The 15,238-nt window shown below is 68.6% G+C and carries 17 protein-coding genes; 9 read left to right on the forward strand and 8 right to left on the reverse strand.

Features of this window, described 5'->3' with window-relative positions:
• Positions 1-8: 8 nt before the first annotated feature.
• Positions 9-185, reverse strand: a complete 177-nt coding sequence (locus ABIB38_RS15565) for a CsbD family protein (protein ID WP_429205175.1) — start codon at positions 183-185, stop codon at positions 9-11.
• A 93-nt stretch (positions 186-278) separates the two neighbouring features.
• The gene (locus ABIB38_RS15570; RefSeq protein WP_429205293.1) at positions 279-920 is read right to left on the reverse strand and encodes a class I SAM-dependent methyltransferase; all 642 of its coding nucleotides are present in this window, start codon (positions 918-920) and stop codon (positions 279-281) included.
• Positions 921-1,178: 258 nt separating this feature from the next.
• Here ABIB38_RS15570 and ABIB38_RS15575 point away from each other — a divergent pair, with 258 nt between their 5' ends.
• A complete protein-coding gene (locus ABIB38_RS15575; RefSeq protein WP_429205176.1) occupies positions 1,179-1,460 on the forward strand; it encodes a flagellar protein FliT in 282 nt (93 codons plus the stop codon).
• Between the two features lie 97 nt (positions 1,461-1,557).
• On the opposite strand, the gene ABIB38_RS15580 is transcribed toward ABIB38_RS15575, so the two are convergent.
• Positions 1,558-2,661 carry a type IV pilus assembly protein FimV gene (locus tag ABIB38_RS15580; RefSeq protein WP_429205178.1) on the reverse strand — a complete coding sequence of 368 codons (1,104 nt, stop codon included), beginning with the start codon at positions 2,659-2,661 and terminating at the stop codon, positions 1,558-1,560.
• Positions 2,662-2,749: 88 nt separating this feature from the next.
• Here ABIB38_RS15580 and fumC point away from each other — a divergent pair, with 88 nt between their 5' ends.
• The 3 genes from fumC (at position 2,750) to ABIB38_RS15595 (ending at position 4,884) form a co-directional block, all read left to right on the forward strand.
• Positions 2,750-4,144 (forward strand): class II fumarate hydratase, encoded by a 1,395-nt coding sequence (fumC, locus tag ABIB38_RS15585; protein WP_429205180.1) that lies wholly within the window; start codon positions 2,750-2,752, stop codon positions 4,142-4,144.
• 98 nt (positions 4,145-4,242) lie between these two features.
• Entirely contained in the window at positions 4,243-4,455 is a 213-nt protein-coding gene (locus ABIB38_RS15590; RefSeq protein ID WP_005668930.1) for an RNA-binding S4 domain-containing protein, read from the forward strand.
• 144 nt (positions 4,456-4,599) lie between these two features.
• On the forward strand, positions 4,600-4,884 hold the full coding sequence (locus ABIB38_RS15595) for a DUF883 family protein (RefSeq protein ID WP_429205181.1): 285 nt from the start codon (positions 4,600-4,602) through the stop codon (positions 4,882-4,884).
• Between the two features lie 150 nt (positions 4,885-5,034).
• Here the strand turns inward: ABIB38_RS15595 and ABIB38_RS15600 are convergent, their stop codons facing one another.
• Genes ABIB38_RS15600 through ABIB38_RS15620 form a run of 5 tightly spaced genes read right to left on the reverse strand, consistent with a single transcriptional unit; the run spans position 5,035 to position 8,719 of the window.
• On the reverse strand, positions 5,035-5,226 hold the full coding sequence (locus ABIB38_RS15600) for a YjfB family protein (RefSeq protein WP_005668925.1): 192 nt from the start codon (positions 5,224-5,226) through the stop codon (positions 5,035-5,037).
• 23 nt (positions 5,227-5,249) lie between these two features.
• Positions 5,250-5,834 (reverse strand): molybdopterin-guanine dinucleotide biosynthesis protein B, encoded by a 585-nt coding sequence (gene mobB, locus ABIB38_RS15605; RefSeq protein ID WP_429205183.1) that lies wholly within the window; start codon positions 5,832-5,834, stop codon positions 5,250-5,252.
• Positions 5,821-6,543: a general secretion pathway protein GspB gene (locus ABIB38_RS15610; RefSeq protein ID WP_429205185.1), complete on the reverse strand. Its 723-nt coding sequence runs from the start codon at positions 6,541-6,543 to the stop codon at positions 5,821-5,823. Before ABIB38_RS15610 ends, mobB begins: the two co-directional genes overlap by 14 nt.
• A gap of 1 nt (position 6,544) precedes the next feature.
• On the reverse strand, positions 6,545-8,167 hold the full coding sequence (locus ABIB38_RS15615; protein ID WP_429205186.1) for an AAA family ATPase: 1,623 nt from the start codon (positions 8,165-8,167) through the stop codon (positions 6,545-6,547).
• A 30-nt stretch (positions 8,168-8,197) separates the two neighbouring features.
• Positions 8,198-8,719: a hypothetical protein gene (locus ABIB38_RS15620; RefSeq protein WP_429205188.1), complete on the reverse strand. Its 522-nt coding sequence runs from the start codon at positions 8,717-8,719 to the stop codon at positions 8,198-8,200.
• A 201-nt stretch (positions 8,720-8,920) separates the two neighbouring features.
• Here ABIB38_RS15620 and ABIB38_RS15625 point away from each other — a divergent pair, with 201 nt between their 5' ends.
• The 5 genes from ABIB38_RS15625 to nagZ all read left to right on the forward strand — a co-directional run bounded on the left by ABIB38_RS15625 (position 8,921) and on the right by nagZ (position 15,057).
• Positions 8,921-10,288, forward strand: a complete 1,368-nt coding sequence (locus ABIB38_RS15625; RefSeq protein WP_429205190.1) for a GIN domain-containing protein — start codon at positions 8,921-8,923, stop codon at positions 10,286-10,288.
• Between the two features lie 221 nt (positions 10,289-10,509).
• On the forward strand, positions 10,510-11,388 hold the full coding sequence (locus tag ABIB38_RS15630) for a BadF/BadG/BcrA/BcrD ATPase family protein (RefSeq protein ID WP_429205191.1): 879 nt from the start codon (positions 10,510-10,512) through the stop codon (positions 11,386-11,388).
• A complete protein-coding gene (gene nagA, locus ABIB38_RS15635) occupies positions 11,385-12,482 on the forward strand; it encodes an N-acetylglucosamine-6-phosphate deacetylase (RefSeq protein WP_429205192.1) in 1,098 nt (365 codons plus the stop codon). The genes ABIB38_RS15630 and nagA overlap by 4 nt, the downstream gene beginning before the upstream one ends.
• A gap of 44 nt (positions 12,483-12,526) precedes the next feature.
• A complete protein-coding gene (locus ABIB38_RS15640; protein WP_429205295.1) occupies positions 12,527-13,537 on the forward strand; it encodes an SIS domain-containing protein in 1,011 nt (336 codons plus the stop codon).
• An 11-nt stretch (positions 13,538-13,548) separates the two neighbouring features.
• Positions 13,549-15,057, forward strand: coding sequence for a beta-N-acetylhexosaminidase (gene nagZ / locus ABIB38_RS15645; RefSeq protein ID WP_429205193.1), 1,509 nt, complete (start codon positions 13,549-13,551; stop codon positions 15,055-15,057).
• The last annotated feature ends 181 nt before the right edge of the window (positions 15,058-15,238 follow it).

Genomic DNA, 15,238 nt, shown 5'->3' on the forward strand with positions numbered 1-15,238 from the left:
GGGCTGGATCAGCGATTGCCTTTGGCGACTTCCTTCATGTCGCCGACTTTCTTCTGGACCTTGCCTTCGGCCTGATTCGACAGGCCTTCGCTCTGCTGCTGGCGGCTGCCGACGGCTTCGCCGATTTTCTGCTGCACCTTGCCGCCAACTTCCTTCGCCTTGCCTTTGACTTGATCCTTGTTCATTGCAGTCTCCTTGCCTGTGACGTGGATGAGCCTTAAGAATAGGTAGAACTTCCAGGCGGTTCTGTTCGACGCTTAACAAACAGGTCGCAACAACTACCCTGGTTTTCTCCAGACGCTGGCCAGCCAGGGCTGCTGGTCGCGCGGCAGGCCGGGCGGACGGTAGTAGTGATGCAGCGCGGTGAAGCCGGCCGCGCGCAGGTAGCGTTCCCAGGTGGGGTAATCATGATAACTGCCGTAGCGCGGGCCGTTCCAGCCTTCCTGGTTGTCGCCGCGCGGATTGGAACTGAACAGCACCCCGCCCGGCTTGAGCGCGGCGTGCAGGTGCGCGAGCACCTGCGGCAAGGCGGCGCTGGGCACATGGAACAGCACCGCGTTGGCGAAAATGCCATCGAATAAGCCTTGAGGCAGATCGAGGTGCAGGAAATCCTGGCGCCAAACCTCGCAGCCGCTGTAAGCGCGCGCCATGGCGACGAAGCGTTCGCTGCCGTCGACGCCGATGGCACGATGGCCCAGCGCGCCGAAGGTCTTGAGGTCGCGCCCCGGGCCGCAGCCCAGGTCGAGGATGGTGTACGGGCGCGGAGCCTCGATCGCGTCCAGCAGGGCGGCGATGTTCTGGCTGACGTCGTGGTCGATCGTGCCGGCGAAGAAGGCATCGGCGTTGCGCTCGTAATGCGCCAGCGTGCGGCGCGCGATCTCGTCGAGCGCGTCGTGCGCGTCGTGCTCCTCCGCGTGCATCTTGTCGTGTTTGTTCTCATGATCCATGACGACAGTATGCCAGCCGGCGGCGAACGGCGCCGTCGCCGCGCGTCGATCGTTGACCAGGGGATGCGAAAGCGGTGCGCCATGCCGCGCAACGGCGTGGCATGGCATGCCAGACCGCCTCAAAAAAAATTCAAGATTTTTTCGAGGCAACCCTAAAGTTCCCGAAACCGCTGCCGTAAAAGAACCAGACAACCGGCAATCCGGCCGGACTTTCATTGTTTTGGTGGCAACATGAACGCAAACGACGCCCTCGCGATGTACGAAAACCTGGCTGGCCTGACCCGTCGGATGTCGGACGCCGCCAAGACCGGGGATTGGAACGAGTTTGCCAGCCTGAACCTGGAAGCCAAGGTCGAAGCCCGCAGCGCCGCCGCCGGCATGCCTGCCCTGGCAGGCGCCCAGCGCCTGCGCAAGATCGACCTGCTCAAGCAGCTGATGGCCAATGACCGCGCGATCCGCGACGTGACCGAGCCATCCGATGGCCGGCTGGACCGCGCGCTGCAGGCGCATTGATTCCCGGTGCATTGATTCCCGGCGAATCCTGAACGAAGGCACCTGCGGGTGCCTTTTTTGTTGGCCTCATCGATCACACGTCCTGCATTACGCACCGTCACCCTGGTGTCGACATCTGCTTCCCGGTCTCGTCCAGATTCGGCTCGACCGGTTCCGGGCTTGTTTTCTTGCGCGCGATACGCTCGCGCAGGCGCGTGATCCAGGGTACGCCGCGCATGGGCTGAAGCTGCCCTGCCCGCTGGCGACGCCGCCGCACCAGCATCAGGAGCGCAGCGCCGGCCAGCACCAGCATGGCGCCAACGGCGCCGGCGATCCAGCCCCAGGGCGTCGACGCCTCCGGTTCGGGCGCCGGACGCCGCCGCGCCGGATGCGGCGTGTTCGGGTTGGCAAGCTGCGGCTTGCCCACCGCCGCCGGACTGGCGCCGAGCGCCACCTGCAATACCTTCACCTTGTCTTCCAGCTGGCCGATCTGTTCGCGCAATTGCGCATTCTTGACATCCAGCGCGGCGCACACGGTCGAACGGTCGATGCCGGGGGCGCAGGCGGCCGGCGCAGGCGGTGCGGCCAGCGCCAGGGGCAGCGCCCTGGGCGGCGGGGTCGGCTTCGCGGCCGGCGCCGGCCGCGCTTCCCGTGGCGGTTCCGGCCTGGGCTCGGCCCCGGATGCGGGTTCCGGCTTCGGCGCCGGCGCGATCTTCGCGACGACCGGCACGGGGGGCGGCGCCGGACGCGACTTGGCCACGACCGGCGCGACCGCGGCCGGCGGCGGCGTGGCGGCCACGACCGGCGTCGCGATCCTGGCCGGCGCCGGCGGCGGGGGATTCGGATCCGGCGCCATCGACAAGGTCACCAGGCGCACGTCGCGCTGGCCGCCATCGGCCAGTTCCAGGTACAGGTGCAGGCGGCTTGACTCGACCGGGGCCAGCGACGTGACGCGCAGGAACTGGCGGCCCTCGCGCTGCGTCACAGTCATATTCAGTGTCGACAGCATGTGCGGCATGCCGATATTGGCGCCGCGGTAGACGTTCGGGTGGGCCAGGCGCACCTGGACCGGGGTCGACGGGGCGGCGAGCATGGTCAGTTCAATGTCCGCCACGAGCGGCTGGCCGATGTACGAAGCGACCTGCGCTTCGCCCAGTTCGGCTGCGCCGGCGAGGCCGGACAGCAGCGTGCAAGTGATGGTCAAGGGGAGGCGGCTAGCCATAAGGAATACCGAAAGAGAAGCCCAAGCGTAATTAACGGACATTGCGATAAACTCTTTAATCCCAGCCCCTTGTAAAACAGGAATGTTTATGGAAAACAGGATTGAGAAGGACAGCTTTGGCCCGATCGACGTGCCTGCCGATCGTCTATGGGGCGCGCAGACCCAGCGCTCGCTCCACCATTTCCACATCTCCACCGAGCGCATGGCGCCCGAGCTGGTCGCGGCGCTGGCCCAGGTCAAGCGTGCGGCGGCGGCGGTCAACCGTTCGCTCGGCAAGCTCTCCAGCGACAAGGCCGACGCCATCATGCGGGCGGCCGACGAAGTGCTCGAGGGCCGCCATCCTGACGAATTCCCGCTCGCCGTCTGGCAGACCGGCTCGGGCACGCAAAGCAATATGAACATGAACGAAGTGCTGGCCAACCGCGGCTCGGAGCTGCTGGGCGGCGCGCGCGGCGAAGGGCGACTGCTGCACCCGAACGACGACGTCAACATGGGCCAATCGTCGAACGACATCTTCCCGACCGCCATGCACGTGGCCGCCGCCTGGGCCCTGGCCAAGAATGTGCTGCCGGCGCTGGCCCAGCTGCGCGGCACCCTGCTGCGCAAATCGCGCGATTTCGAGCCGATCGTCAAGATCGGCCGCACCCACCTGCAGGACGCAACGCCGCTGACCCTGGGCCAGGAATTCTCCGGCTACGTGGCCCAGCTCGACTATGCCGAGCAATTGCTGAAGTCCACCCTGCCGGGCCTCTTGCTGCTGGCCGCCGGCGGCACCGCGGTGGGCACCGGCCTGAACGCCCACCCCGAATTCGCCCCGCGTATTGCGGCCGAGCTCGGCTCGCGCACCGGCCTGTCGTTCAAGACCGCGCCGAACAAGTTCATGGCCCTGGCCGCCCACGACGCCATGGTCGGCGCCCACGGCGCTTTCAAGACCCTGGCCACGGCCCTCATGAAGATCGCCAACGACGTGCGCTGGATGGCGTCCGGCCCCCGCTCCGGCCTGGGGGAGATCACCATTCCCGAGAACGAACCGGGCAGCTCGATCATGCCCGGCAAGGTCAATCCGACCCAGTGCGAAGCGCTCACCATGCTGTGCTGCCAGGTATTCGGCAACGACGTCGCCATCACGGTCGGCGGCTCGCAGGGCAATTTCGAGCTCAATGTGTTCAAGCCCATGATCGTGCATAACTTCTTGCAGAGCGCACGCCTGCTGGCCGACGGCATGCGTTCGTTCGACGAGCATTGCGCCCGGGGCATCGAGCCGAACCGCGCCCGCATCGGCGAGCTGATGGAAAAATCGCTGATGCTGGTGACTGCGCTGGCGCCGCACATCGGGTATGATCGCGCCGCGCAGATCGCCAAGAAGGCATCGACGGACGGCCTGACCTTGCGCCAGGCCGCCCTGCAGAGCGGTTTCGTCGACGAACGGCAGTTCGACCAGTGGATCGTGCCGATCGACATGACGCATCCGGATCCGGTGTAAGCCGGACGACGCTGCGGTGTCGATCGAACGACGGCGTTCCACGTCCACATTAGGCGACCTCATCAATCGTACGCCGCCTTCACCAACCCGAGGATAGAATGCAAAAAATAGTTTTCGATTTGACATCAGAATTCGTCGAGGTCAACCAGCTGCTGAAGCTGGTGGGCCTGGTCGATAGCGGCGGCGCCGGCAAGAACATGGTCGCCAGCGGTGTGGTGTCGGTCGATGGTCGGCAGGAACTCCGCAAAACGGCGAAAATCCGCAGTGGCCAGACCGTCTCGGTCGGTGACCTGCGTATTACCGTGCAGTAAGCTGTTGACGCCCGCGCGCCGGGCTTATAGTGCGAAGAAATAGGGCACCAGAACGGCTGTCTTATGTTTGCGCACTAACAAACAGAGCGGAGCTTCCTTGTTTATATTTTAAGACGTCACTCATACGGCTTAGAGGTGAAGGCGATGGAAAACTCTGAACACACTGCACAAACGCAGGAGCAATTGATTGGCGACCTGCGCCTCGTGATCGAAAACGCGGAAGAACTGCTCAAGAATACCGATCATTATTCCAGCGCCCTGTACCAGAATGCGCGCGCCAAGCTGTCGCTCGCCCTCGAAGCGGCGAATGAAGAACTGTCACGCTTCGAGGATGCCCAACTCGAGCGCATGATGGCCGCTACCCGCGCCGCCAATGACCGCTACCAGGACCGGTCGGGCGAGGAGCGCATCCTGCGCGCATTCCACTAAACGACGACAGCAAAAACCCGGCATGCAAGCCGGGTTTCAAAAGGCAAGACACAATCCCATGTGATCTTCGACCTGGCTTTTGCGCTCAAGTTCGTGCCTTCTGCATCGATCAGCGCCGATCGCTCAGGCGCTGGATTCACGCCTTTGTGTTCAAGCTTTGGTATTGATCGTATTGCCCAGGTGTGGTGGCAGGTTTTGCGGCTGTGGCAGCGCGTCGAGCAGCTGGGCGGCCGATGCCGCCTGGATGTCCATGGATTTCTTGAGCATGGAAACGCCGACTTCCTGACGGATACCGGTTTCGGCCATGCTGGTTGCAAGCTTTGCAATGTTCGTGACGTCCATACACCTCTCCAGAAAAAGACACGTCAGTCTTTAACGGCCGCTTCGCCCCGAACTTGAGGCTGCGACTTTAACCATCCGCAAACCCATTCCACCACCTGCCCCAGGTCGTTCAAGTCGAGCCAGGCGAGTCCGGCGTGCGCATCGACGGGCCGCGCCGCGTCCGAGATCACGCCCAGGATCGTGACATCGTCCTGGAACAGCGGCGGCTTGCCCAGACCCGGGCGGTGCACCTCCAGCTTGGGCAGGGATGTCCATTTATAGCCTTCGACCAGGGTCAGGTCGGCCGGCGACAGCCGCGCCAGCAACTCGTCCAGCCCCGGCTCCGGCTCGGCGCGCAGTTCGCGCATGATGGCAATGCGGTAAGGCGACGCGATCATCACCTCGGCCGCCCCGGCCAGGCGCAGGCGCGCGCTGTCCTTGCGCGGCGGTTCGAGTTCGATGTCGTGGTGGCTGTGCTTGACGATGTTGACCCGCAAGCCGTCCTGCGCCAGGCGCGCGACCAGCCCTTCCAGCAAGGTGGTCTTGCCGCTGCCCGACCAGCCCACCACGCCCAGGACCGGGCCGGCCCCCTGCCGTTGCGCCGTTGGCGGCGCTTCAGTACGCGACACGGTAGCGGGTCCCCCTGTAGTTCATCACCGCCGCCTTCGGCATCAGGCGCTCGAGCACCAGTCCGGGCGCCACTTCCTCGCCTTCGCGGCGCAGCATCTTATCGACCAGCAACAAGCTCTCGCCCGGTGTCGGCGAATAGATGTAGCCGCCGAAGCTCAGTTGCGGGATCTCGCGCCTGACCGCCTCGGGCAATTGCTGCAGGGTACGCAGGTTGTCGTCGCCGGCCGGCACGGCCGCCGCCACGGGCGCCGGTGTTGGCGCCGGTGTCGACGCCGGCTCCGGCGCCGGTTCTGACGCCTTGCGCGCCGGCGCGGCCCGCGTTGAAGAAGCCGGCGCTTCGGCCACGCCCCTTGTCTGCGCCGGCTTCGCGGCCACCGGCGCGGCTGCGCGCGGCGCCGGCGCTGGAGCGGCGGTCGGCGCAGGAGCAGGATCAGGAGCGGATGCAGGTGCGGGCGCAGACACCGGCGCCGGCACGGCCACCGGCGCCGCCGCCAGCCGCACCGGCTGCTCGCCCCCGTGGCGTACCCACAGCAACGCGGCGGCCGCCACCAGCACGCCCAGGCCGAGGCCGATCACGAGATGGCGCCGGTTCCCGCCCTGGGCGCGATCCGGCGCCGCATACATCGGCGGCGGCGCATGGATGGTCGGGGCATTGCCCAGCTGGCGTTCGGCCTGGGCCTTCTTGAGTGCTTCGAGGATGTACGACATATCAGTTTCCCGTCGCCGGACCGGCCACCAGGCGCGGCTCGGCCACGCCCGACAGCTGGTTCAGACGCATATAGGTGCGCGGCCCGGCCACGCCGTCCGCCTTCAGGTCCTGGGCCGCCTGGAAGGCGCGCAGCCATTCCTGGGTGCGCGCCGCCAGCGGCTGGTCGAGCGGCGGCGCGGTGGTCTTGTTCAGGCCCGCCAGGCGCTGGGCGATCCAGTCGACGTCGGGGCCACGGTCGCCCTGTCCCACGACGTCGCGAAACGCGCCCGGCATGCGCCAGAACGTCGTGAACTCGCCGCCGAAGCGCGAGACGAAGGCGGGAATGGCGACCCGCGCGCGGCGCCCATCCGCGGCGAGCAGCACGCTGTCTTCGTCCATCCCGACCAGCACCGCATACCCGGTGCGCGGACCATCGTGCAGGGTGACCACGGCCGGGCGGTCCAGCAGGCGCAGTTCGTACAGGCCGCCGCGGCCCTGGTGACAGCGCAGGTTGGCGCGCTGCGCCGCCTCGCAGATCGCCTTCGGGCTGGCGCCGGCAATGCCGGCGAACGACGGCCCCCACAGGGCCGCCAGCGCGCGCAGCGCATCGGTCTCGTTCTTGCCGACCGCGAAATCGGCGCCGGCCACGGGCGCCCCCTCCATCGACGGCGGCGCCGGCCTGGCCGCCACCTGCTGCACGGCCGCCGCCCCCGCTTGCGCGGCGGCCGGCTGCGCCTGGTGCGGCAGCATCTGCCAGGCCGCGGCGCTGATCGCCACGCCGGCCAGCGCCCCGCCCGCCAGCAGCGGCCAGCGCAGCGGCTTGCGTGGGGCCGGCTCGCCGGCAAACACTTCCTCGGCCGACCTGAGCAGGATGGCGCGCGTGACTTGCGGGCTGTTCTCGACATAGGCGCCGAGCAGCGCGCGGTCGCACAGCAGGTTGATCCGGCGCGGCACGCCATGCGTCAGGCGGTGTACCTGCGGCGTCAGGCCCGGCGGGAACGGCATCCCGACCGCCCCCGACACCGCCAGCCGGTGCGCGATATAGGCCCCGGTTTCCTGCTCGGACAGCGGCCCCAGGTGATAGCGCGCGATCACGCGCTGCGCCAGCTGCTCCAGCTCCGGCCGCGCCAGCATGGTGCGCAGCTCGGGCTGGCCGATCAGGATGATCTGCAGCAGCTTGCGCTCGCTGGTCTCGAGATTGGTCAACAGGCGCAACTGTTCGAGCACCTCGCTCGACAGGTTCTGGGCCTCGTCGATCACGAGCACATTGTTCAGCCCCTGGGCATGCGATTCGAGCAGGTAGCGGTTGATCGCATCGACGTACGATTTGACGCCGCTCACCCCGGACGGCAGCGCGATGCGCAGCTCGTCGCAAATCGTCTGCAACAGCTCTTCGGCGTTCAGGCGCGGATTGAAGATATAGGCCAGCCGGCAATCCTCGGGAATCTGCTCGATGAAGCAGCGGCACACGGTGGTCTTGCCGGCGCCGATCTCGCCGGTCAGCAGGACGAAGCCGCCGCCGCTGCCGACGCCGTACAGCAGGTGGGCCAGCGCCTCGCGGTGCCGTTCGCTCATGAACAGGTAGCGCGGATCGGGCGCGATCGAGAACGGGGCGTGCTTCAGCTGGAAATAATGGTTGTACATGCGTTGGAACGGACGATGTGGCGTGCGCGGCTAGCGGCCCGGAGGCTGCGGCTTGAACTTCGCGCAGTATATTTTGCTTTTGTCATTGGCGTAGGCGATCGTGCTGCCCGGGTTGGACTTGCGCAAAGGGTGGCGCGAGGCGTCCACCGGCTTGAAGGCGACGCCGACGGCGGCGCGCACCGATTTCTCGAGCTCCTCGGGCGTGCTGTCGAGGACGGCGGCCACGAACACCAGGTTGCTGGTGTCGTCGCTGACCATCACCTCGCTCACCTGGGCGCCCCACAGCGACGCCTCGGTTCGGAACCACCAGGCGCCGCCCTCGCGCTTGTAGGCCGGGCCGAAGGCCTGGGTCAGGTAGGCGTGGAAATAGGCATTGTCCAGCTGGCTACGGCACAGCAGCGCGCTGCCGATCACGGGACCGAAGGTCGACGGCGCCGCCATGGCGCCGGAGCAAGCGAGCCCGGCCAGCAGCGGCAAGGCGCGCAGCAGCGGCCGGACGGCGCCCGACGATCTTGCTGCCCGCGCTGAAGGCGGGCCAGGGTCACGTTTCACGACAAGCTTCTCCTTCGACGATCTCGACATTATGACATTCCATGCCGGACATGGGACCGGGGATTGGCGCAAACGCCGCGCGGTTCGTCGCGTACGGGCGCAGCCGGTCGCCCCAAACCACCGCTTCGTCGGATTCATCGTGCAGCGCGCACGGGCCCGGCATATCGTTCAGTCTCCCGTCGACTCCGAACCAGGAACACCATGCACATCGTCCTGAAAACCGCCCTGACCGCCTTCGCCGCCGGCGCCACCCTCCTCGCGATCGGCGACAGCCAGGCCGGCACGCCCGACAGGCGCATCACCGAGCAGCGCAGCGTCGGCGCCTTCAGCGCCATCGAACTGTCCGGCCCCTACGACGTCACGATCGACGCCCAGGGTCGCTCCGGCCTGCGCCTGTCGGGCGAGCGGGAGCAGCTCGACGGGGTCGAGGTCTTCGTGCGCGGCGACACCCTGGTCGTGCGCCCGCTGGAACGCCGCTCGTTCCAGTTCGGCTTCAGCCAGCGGCGCCAGGCCGTCACGATCGACATCGGCACGCCGCAGCTCGAGCGGCTTGCCATGTCGGGCAGCGGCGACGTCACGCTGGCCCAGGTCAACGGCGAGCGCGTCGCGCTGCAGGTCGACGGCCCTGGCGACCTGCAGGTCTCGGGCGCGGTGCGCGAGCTCGCACTGCGGGTGAGCGGCAGCGGCGACACCGACCTGCAGCGCCTGCGCGCCGGCAAGGTGGAACTGGCCATGAGCGGTCCCGGCGACGTCTGGCTCGCCAACGTCGACCACGACTTGCAGGCCAGCCTGACGGGCTCGGGCGACCTGGACGCCGACGGCCTGCGCCTGGCGCGCCTGGATGCGCGCGTGACCGGCCCCGGCGGATTGCGGCTGCGCGGCAGCAGTCTCGAGGTGCGCGCCGAGCTCACCGGCTCGGGCGACTTCGACGCCTGCGACCTGGCCGCCGGCCGCGTCAGCATCCAGCAGCGTGGGCCGGGCGACGCCTGCGTCGGCGGCGCCATTACCCACCTCGACGCCGCGGTGAGCGGTTCCGGCGATTTCACGGCGCGCGGCTTGCGCGCGCAAGCCGCCGCCCTGCGCCTGGACGGTCCGGGCGACGTCACCCTCGGCGGCACAGTGGCCGATCTGAAGGCCGAACTGACGGGCTCGGGCGACCTCGACGGCAGCGCGCTGGCGGCGGGCAAGGCCGCCATCAAGAGCCGCGGCCCCGGCGACGTCGCACTGGCCCGGGTATCCGACGTGCTGGAAGCCGAGCTGCGCGACTCGGGCGGCCTGAAGGCCGAGATCGACGGCAAGCGCCTGGTGCTGACGTCGAGCGGCCCGGGCGGCGCCGACATCGGCGGACGGGTCGACCTGGTGCGGGTGCGACTGAACGGCTCGGGCGCGCTGGACGGCACCCGTCTGACGGCCGGGCGCGCCGACATCGCCGTCCACGGGCCCGGCGCCGCCAGGGTCCATGTGCTGCGCGACGCAAACCACCACGGCGACAGGGACGCTGCCGCGAAGGACGCGCCGGCCCGGTTGCTGGTGGTGCAGCGCAGCGGCAGCACGACCACGGCCGAGTGAGCTTGACGCGGCGCGCGCCTCGCACCGATCGAGGCCGGCCGCATCGCCGAAAGCAATACCAGTTGAGATACCAATCCCGCCAACCGTCCCTGTTGAGGCCGGGATTATAAGCGCAGACTATCGCGCGATAGTGGTCCGCATCGACGCATACCAGTTAAATACCTGTTGACATCCAGATAGGGCCTGCATATAGTGCCCTGACCCTATTTCTCCCACCTACCATGATCGACTATCTCATCGGCGTCGACGGCGGCGGCACCAATACCCGCGTACGCCTGGCCGGGCGCGACGGCGCCGAGCTGGCGACCGGCCGCAGCGGCGCTTCCGGCCTGGTCCACGGCATCGACAATGCCTGGCGCGCGGTCGAGGACGCCACCGCCAGGGCCTTTGCCGCGCTCGGCATCGACGCGATTCCCCGCCAGTCATGCGCCATCGGCCTGGGCCTGGCGGGCGTGCACAACAAGAAATGGGCGGCCGCTTTCCGCGCCGCCAATCCGGGCTACGCCGCACTCAGGCTCGACACCGACGGCTTCACGACCCTGATAGGCGCCCATGGAGGCCGCCCGGGCGCCATCGTCGCGATCGGCACCGGCAGCGTGGGCGAAACCCTGCGGGCGGACGGCACGCGGGTCGAGGTCGGCGGCTGGGGCTTTCCGTCTGGTGACGAGGCCAGCGGCGGCTGGATGGGCCTGCGCGCGATTGCCCACGTCCAGCAGGTGCTCGACGGCCGGGCCGAGGGCGGCGCGCTGGCGCGCGACATCATCAAAGCCTGCGGCGGCGGGCGCGACGCGATCCAGGTCTGGCTCGGCAAGGCCAGCCAGACCGATTACGCGAGCCTGGCGCGCTTCGTGGTGGAGCATGGCGAGCACGACCCGGTCGCCGGCGCGATCCTCGAGCAGGCCGGCCGCGAAGTGGCCACGATGGCGCAGGCGCTCGACCCGTCCGGCACCCTGCCGCTGGCGCTGTGCGGCGGCCTGGGCGACGTCCTGCGCCCGTACCTGCCGGCCGCGACGCTGGCGCGCTGCAGGGCGCCCCATGGCGATTCGGCCCTGGGCGCGCTGCGCATGATCGAACTGCACCTGAAGGACACCCCGGCATGACTGGCTCAATCAACGGCAACATCCTCACGCCCGACGGCTGGGTACGCGGCACGCTGCGCTACGGCGAGCGCATCGACGCCATCGACGGCAGCCCGGGCGACCCGAACGCCAACGGCGACGACTACATTTTGCCCGGCTTCATCGACGTGCACGTGCACGGCGGCGCCGGACGCGACATGATGGAAGGCGGCGACGCCCCGCACGTGATCGCCGCCCTGCACGCCAGGCACGGCACCACCAGCCTGCTGGCCACCACCATGACCGCGCCGGTCGAGGACATCGACCGCGCCCTCGCCGCCATCGGCCGCGCCTGCGCCGCGCGCGGCAAGGGAGAAGCGCGCATCCTGGGCGTGCACCTGGAAGGCCCGTACATCAATGCGGGCAAGCTGGGCGCCCAGCCGCCGTTCGCGCGCGAAGCCAGCCTCGCTGAAGTGAAACGCTTCGACGCCCAGGCGCCGATGAAGCTCATCACGGTGGCGCCCGAGATCGACGGCCACATGGAGCTGGTGCGCCTGCTGACCGAGGCCGGCATCCGGGTCCAGGTCGGCCACACCAACGGCAACTACGAGGTCGGCGTGGCCGCGCTCGAACACGGCGCGGCGGGCTTTACCCACCTGTTCAACGCCATGCCTGGCCTGCACCACCGCGATCCCGGCATGGTCGGCGCGGCGCTGGCGCATGCCGAATACGCCGAGATCATCCCCGACCTGCTGCACGTGCATCCGGGCGCGATCAGGACCGCGCTGCGCTGCATTCCCAAGCTGTTCTGCGTGACCGATTCGACCGCCGCCGCCGGCATGCCCGATGGCGAATACATGCTGGGCCGCCAGGTGGTCCATAAATGCATGGGCGGCGTGCGCCTGGGCGACGGCACCCTGGCCGGCAGCACGCTCACCATGGACCAGGCGCTGCGCAACCTGGTGAGCATCGGCCTGCCCCTCGCCGAGGCCAGCCTGCGCGTGTCCACCAACGCCGCCGACTACCTCGGCGAAACCCAGCGCGGCCGCCTGGCGCCGGGCTGCCATGCCGACTTCGTGGTCCTCGACCGCGACCTGAACATCAAAGCCGTCCATATCGAAGGAGAAGTCCTGTGAGCACCGCTACCGCTTCCGCAGTCACCCAGCCCGCCCCGTCGCTCATGCTGCAGGAGGCCTTGTCGGCCGCCGATTGCATCGCCCACCAGCTGACCCAGGACGTGGAGCGCTACGCGGAGCTGGGGGCGACGCTGCGCGCGGCGCCGCTGCACAGCGCGGTGACCGTGGCGCGCGGCAGCTCGGACCACGCGTCGAACTACCTGGCCTACCTGATCATGGCGCGCATGGGCCGCCTGGTGACGTCGCTGCCGATGTCGCTCATCACCCTGTACAAGTCGCCGATCGTCGCACGCGACACGCTGGCGGTGGCGATCTCGCAGTCGGGCCAGAGCCCCGACGTGGTCGAGCCGATCCGTTATTTTCGCGCTGGCGGCGCCACCACCGTGGCCCTGGTCAACGACCCCGCGTCGCCGCTCGGCGACGCCGCCGAATGGACCATGCCGCTGCATGCCGGCCCCGAGAAAAGCGTGGCCGCGACCAAGAGCTTCATCGCCAGCCTGGTGGCCGGCGCGCGCCTGGTCGCCAACTGGCAGGACAGCAAGGAGCTCAAGGACGGCGTCAACGCCCTGCCCGACGCGCTGCGCGCCGCCGCCGAGGTGGACTGGTCGGCCGCGATCGAGGTGCTGGCGCCGGCCCGCAACATCATGGTGGTAGGCCGCGGCATCAGCTTCCCGCTGGCGCTCGAATCCTCGCTCAAGTTCAAGGAAACCTCGGCGCTGCAGGCCGAGGCGTTCTCGGGCGCCGAGATCAAGCACGGCCCGATGGCCCTGATCGAGGAAGGCTATCCGCTGCTGGTCTACGCCACGCGCGGCCCGACCCAGGCCGGCCTGGTGGCCCTGGCCGACGAGATGCGCGCGCGGGGCGCGCGCGTGCTGCTGGCCGCGCCGGCCGACGTCGCCAGCCGCGACCTGCTGCTTCCCACCGCGGCCATCCCCGACCTCGACCCGATCACCGCGGTGCAAGCCTTTTATACGATGGCGGCCAAGCTGTCGGCCGCGCGCGGCATGAACCCGGACCAGCCGCGCCACCTGAGCAAGGTCACCAGGACCAACTGACCACAAGATCCATGACCAGTACCATGAGCGATTACCTCGACCTCGCCGGCCAATTGATGATGGTGCGCCTGTTCGGCACCGAACTCGATGCCGACACCGACGCCTTCCTGCGCACGCACAAGATCGGAGGCGTGTGCCTGTTCCGCCAGAACATGGTGGACGCCGACCAGCTGACCCGCTTCACCGGCGCCCTGGCGGGCGCCATCGGCCCACGGGCCCTGGTCGCGCTCGACCAGGAAGGCGGCGCCGTGGTGCGCTCGACCTGGGTGCCGGCGCCGCCGAGCGCCATGGCCCTGGGCGCCGCGAACGATCCGCAGCTGGCGCGCGAGGTCGGCGCCGCGGTGGCGCGCGCGGTACGCGCGCTGGGCTTCAACTGGAACTTCGCGCCGGTACTGGACCTGAACAACAACCCGCACAACCCCGTCATCGCCGAGCGCTCGTTCGGCGCCGATCCATTGCTTGCAACTCGCCTTGCCCTGGCCTGGATGGAAGGCAGCGAGAGCGAAGGCGTGGCCTGCTGCGTCAAGCACTTCCCCGGCCACGGCGACACCCACGTCGATTCGCACCGCGACCTGCCGCGCGTGGACAAGCCGCGCGAGGAGCTGGAACGCTTCGAGTTCGCGCCGTTCCGTATCGCCGCCAGGGCGGCAACGCCGGCGCCGGCGGTGATGACGGCGCACATCGTCTATCCCGCCCTGGACCCGGTCAATCCGGCCACGATGTCGCGCGCCATCCTCACCGGCGTGCTGCGCGAGGAATTCGGCTACGACGGCGTGATCATCACCGACGGCATGGACATGCATGCGATCGCGCACCGCTACGGCGCCGGCCAGGCCGCCGTCAACGCGCTGGCGGCGGGCGCCGACATGGTGATGGCGATCGGCACCCGCGACACGCAAATCGAGACCGTGCACGCGATCGCCGGGGCGATCCGCGACGGCGTGCTGCCGCTGCCGGACGTCGAGGCGAAACTGGCGCGCCTCGGAAAGCTGGCCGACGCGCATCCCGCGCGCGCCGTCGCCTACGCCCGCGAACAGGATGACCGCGCGCTGATGGCGCGCGCCTGGCGCGCCGGCCTGACCGCGCTCGGCCAGCCGCAACGGCCCGCGCGCGGCAGCCGCGTGCGCCTGGTCGCACGCGCCGACGTGGTCAGCGACGGCATCGCGGAAGCCGGGGTGCCGGCGGAGCGCATCGCCCAAGCGCTGGGCATCCTGTATGACGTTGACCTCGTCACCTTCGCCGACAGCGAAAGCTTCGACTGGTCGGTTCTACCGCAGGACGGGCGCTTCACGATCCTGGCCTCGACTTCGCGCCGCCGCTATGGCCCGAACGCGCGCGCCGGTTGGCGTCCCGACCTGCACCTGGCCCTGTGGAATCCCTACCAGGCGCTGGACTTCCCGGCCCCGGCCCTGATGAGCTATGGTTTCGCCGCGCCCGCCCTGGAGGCGGCGGTGGCCTGGCTGGCCGGCGAGATCGATGCGCCGGGCACGTGCCCGGTGCCAGGGTTCGAACGGCAATGACACGAAGGTGACCGCGGCGAGGTAACGCGATGTAACGACGCTGGGCGTACGGGCGAGCTCTGCGGCACAATTGGCAGGCCAGAAAATTGCCGATATATGGGACAATGCACGTTTGTCCAAGATTGGCATTTTTGCTATATTGCGGAAAAAATGTCGCGCAAGCGCGTTTCGTCGAAATTTT

The sequence above is a fragment of the Massilia sp. UYP11 genome (assembly GCF_050434805.1).
Lineage (GTDB): Bacteria > Pseudomonadota > Gammaproteobacteria > Burkholderiales > Burkholderiaceae_D > Telluria.

Coding starts and splice junctions, on each gene's coding strand:
- ABIB38_RS15565 (WP_429205175.1), bottom strand. CDS start 185: ATGAACAAGGATCAAGTCAAAGGCAAGGCGAAGGAAGTTGGCGGCAAG.
- ABIB38_RS15570 (WP_429205293.1), bottom strand. CDS start 920: ATGCACGCGGAGGAGCACGACGCGCACGACGCGCTCGACGAGATCGCG.
- ABIB38_RS15575 (WP_429205176.1), top strand. CDS start 1,179: ATGAACGCAAACGACGCCCTCGCGATGTACGAAAACCTGGCTGGCCTG.
- ABIB38_RS15580 (WP_429205178.1), bottom strand. CDS start 2,661: ATGGCTAGCCGCCTCCCCTTGACCATCACTTGCACGCTGCTGTCCGGC.
- fumC (WP_429205180.1), top strand. CDS start 2,750: ATGGAAAACAGGATTGAGAAGGACAGCTTTGGCCCGATCGACGTGCCT.
- ABIB38_RS15590 (WP_005668930.1), top strand. CDS start 4,243: ATGCAAAAAATAGTTTTCGATTTGACATCAGAATTCGTCGAGGTCAAC.
- ABIB38_RS15595 (WP_429205181.1), top strand. CDS start 4,600: ATGGAAAACTCTGAACACACTGCACAAACGCAGGAGCAATTGATTGGC.
- ABIB38_RS15600 (WP_005668925.1), bottom strand. CDS start 5,226: ATGGACGTCACGAACATTGCAAAGCTTGCAACCAGCATGGCCGAAACC.
- ABIB38_RS15610 (WP_429205185.1), bottom strand. CDS start 6,543: ATGTCGTACATCCTCGAAGCACTCAAGAAGGCCCAGGCCGAACGCCAG.
- ABIB38_RS15615 (WP_429205186.1), bottom strand. CDS start 8,167: ATGTACAACCATTATTTCCAGCTGAAGCACGCCCCGTTCTCGATCGCG.
- ABIB38_RS15625 (WP_429205190.1), top strand. CDS start 8,921: ATGCACATCGTCCTGAAAACCGCCCTGACCGCCTTCGCCGCCGGCGCC.
- ABIB38_RS15630 (WP_429205191.1), top strand. CDS start 10,510: ATGATCGACTATCTCATCGGCGTCGACGGCGGCGGCACCAATACCCGC.
- nagA (WP_429205192.1), top strand. CDS start 11,385: ATGACTGGCTCAATCAACGGCAACATCCTCACGCCCGACGGCTGGGTA.
- ABIB38_RS15640 (WP_429205295.1), top strand. CDS start 12,527: ATGCTGCAGGAGGCCTTGTCGGCCGCCGATTGCATCGCCCACCAGCTG.
- nagZ (WP_429205193.1), top strand. CDS start 13,549: ATGACCAGTACCATGAGCGATTACCTCGACCTCGCCGGCCAATTGATG.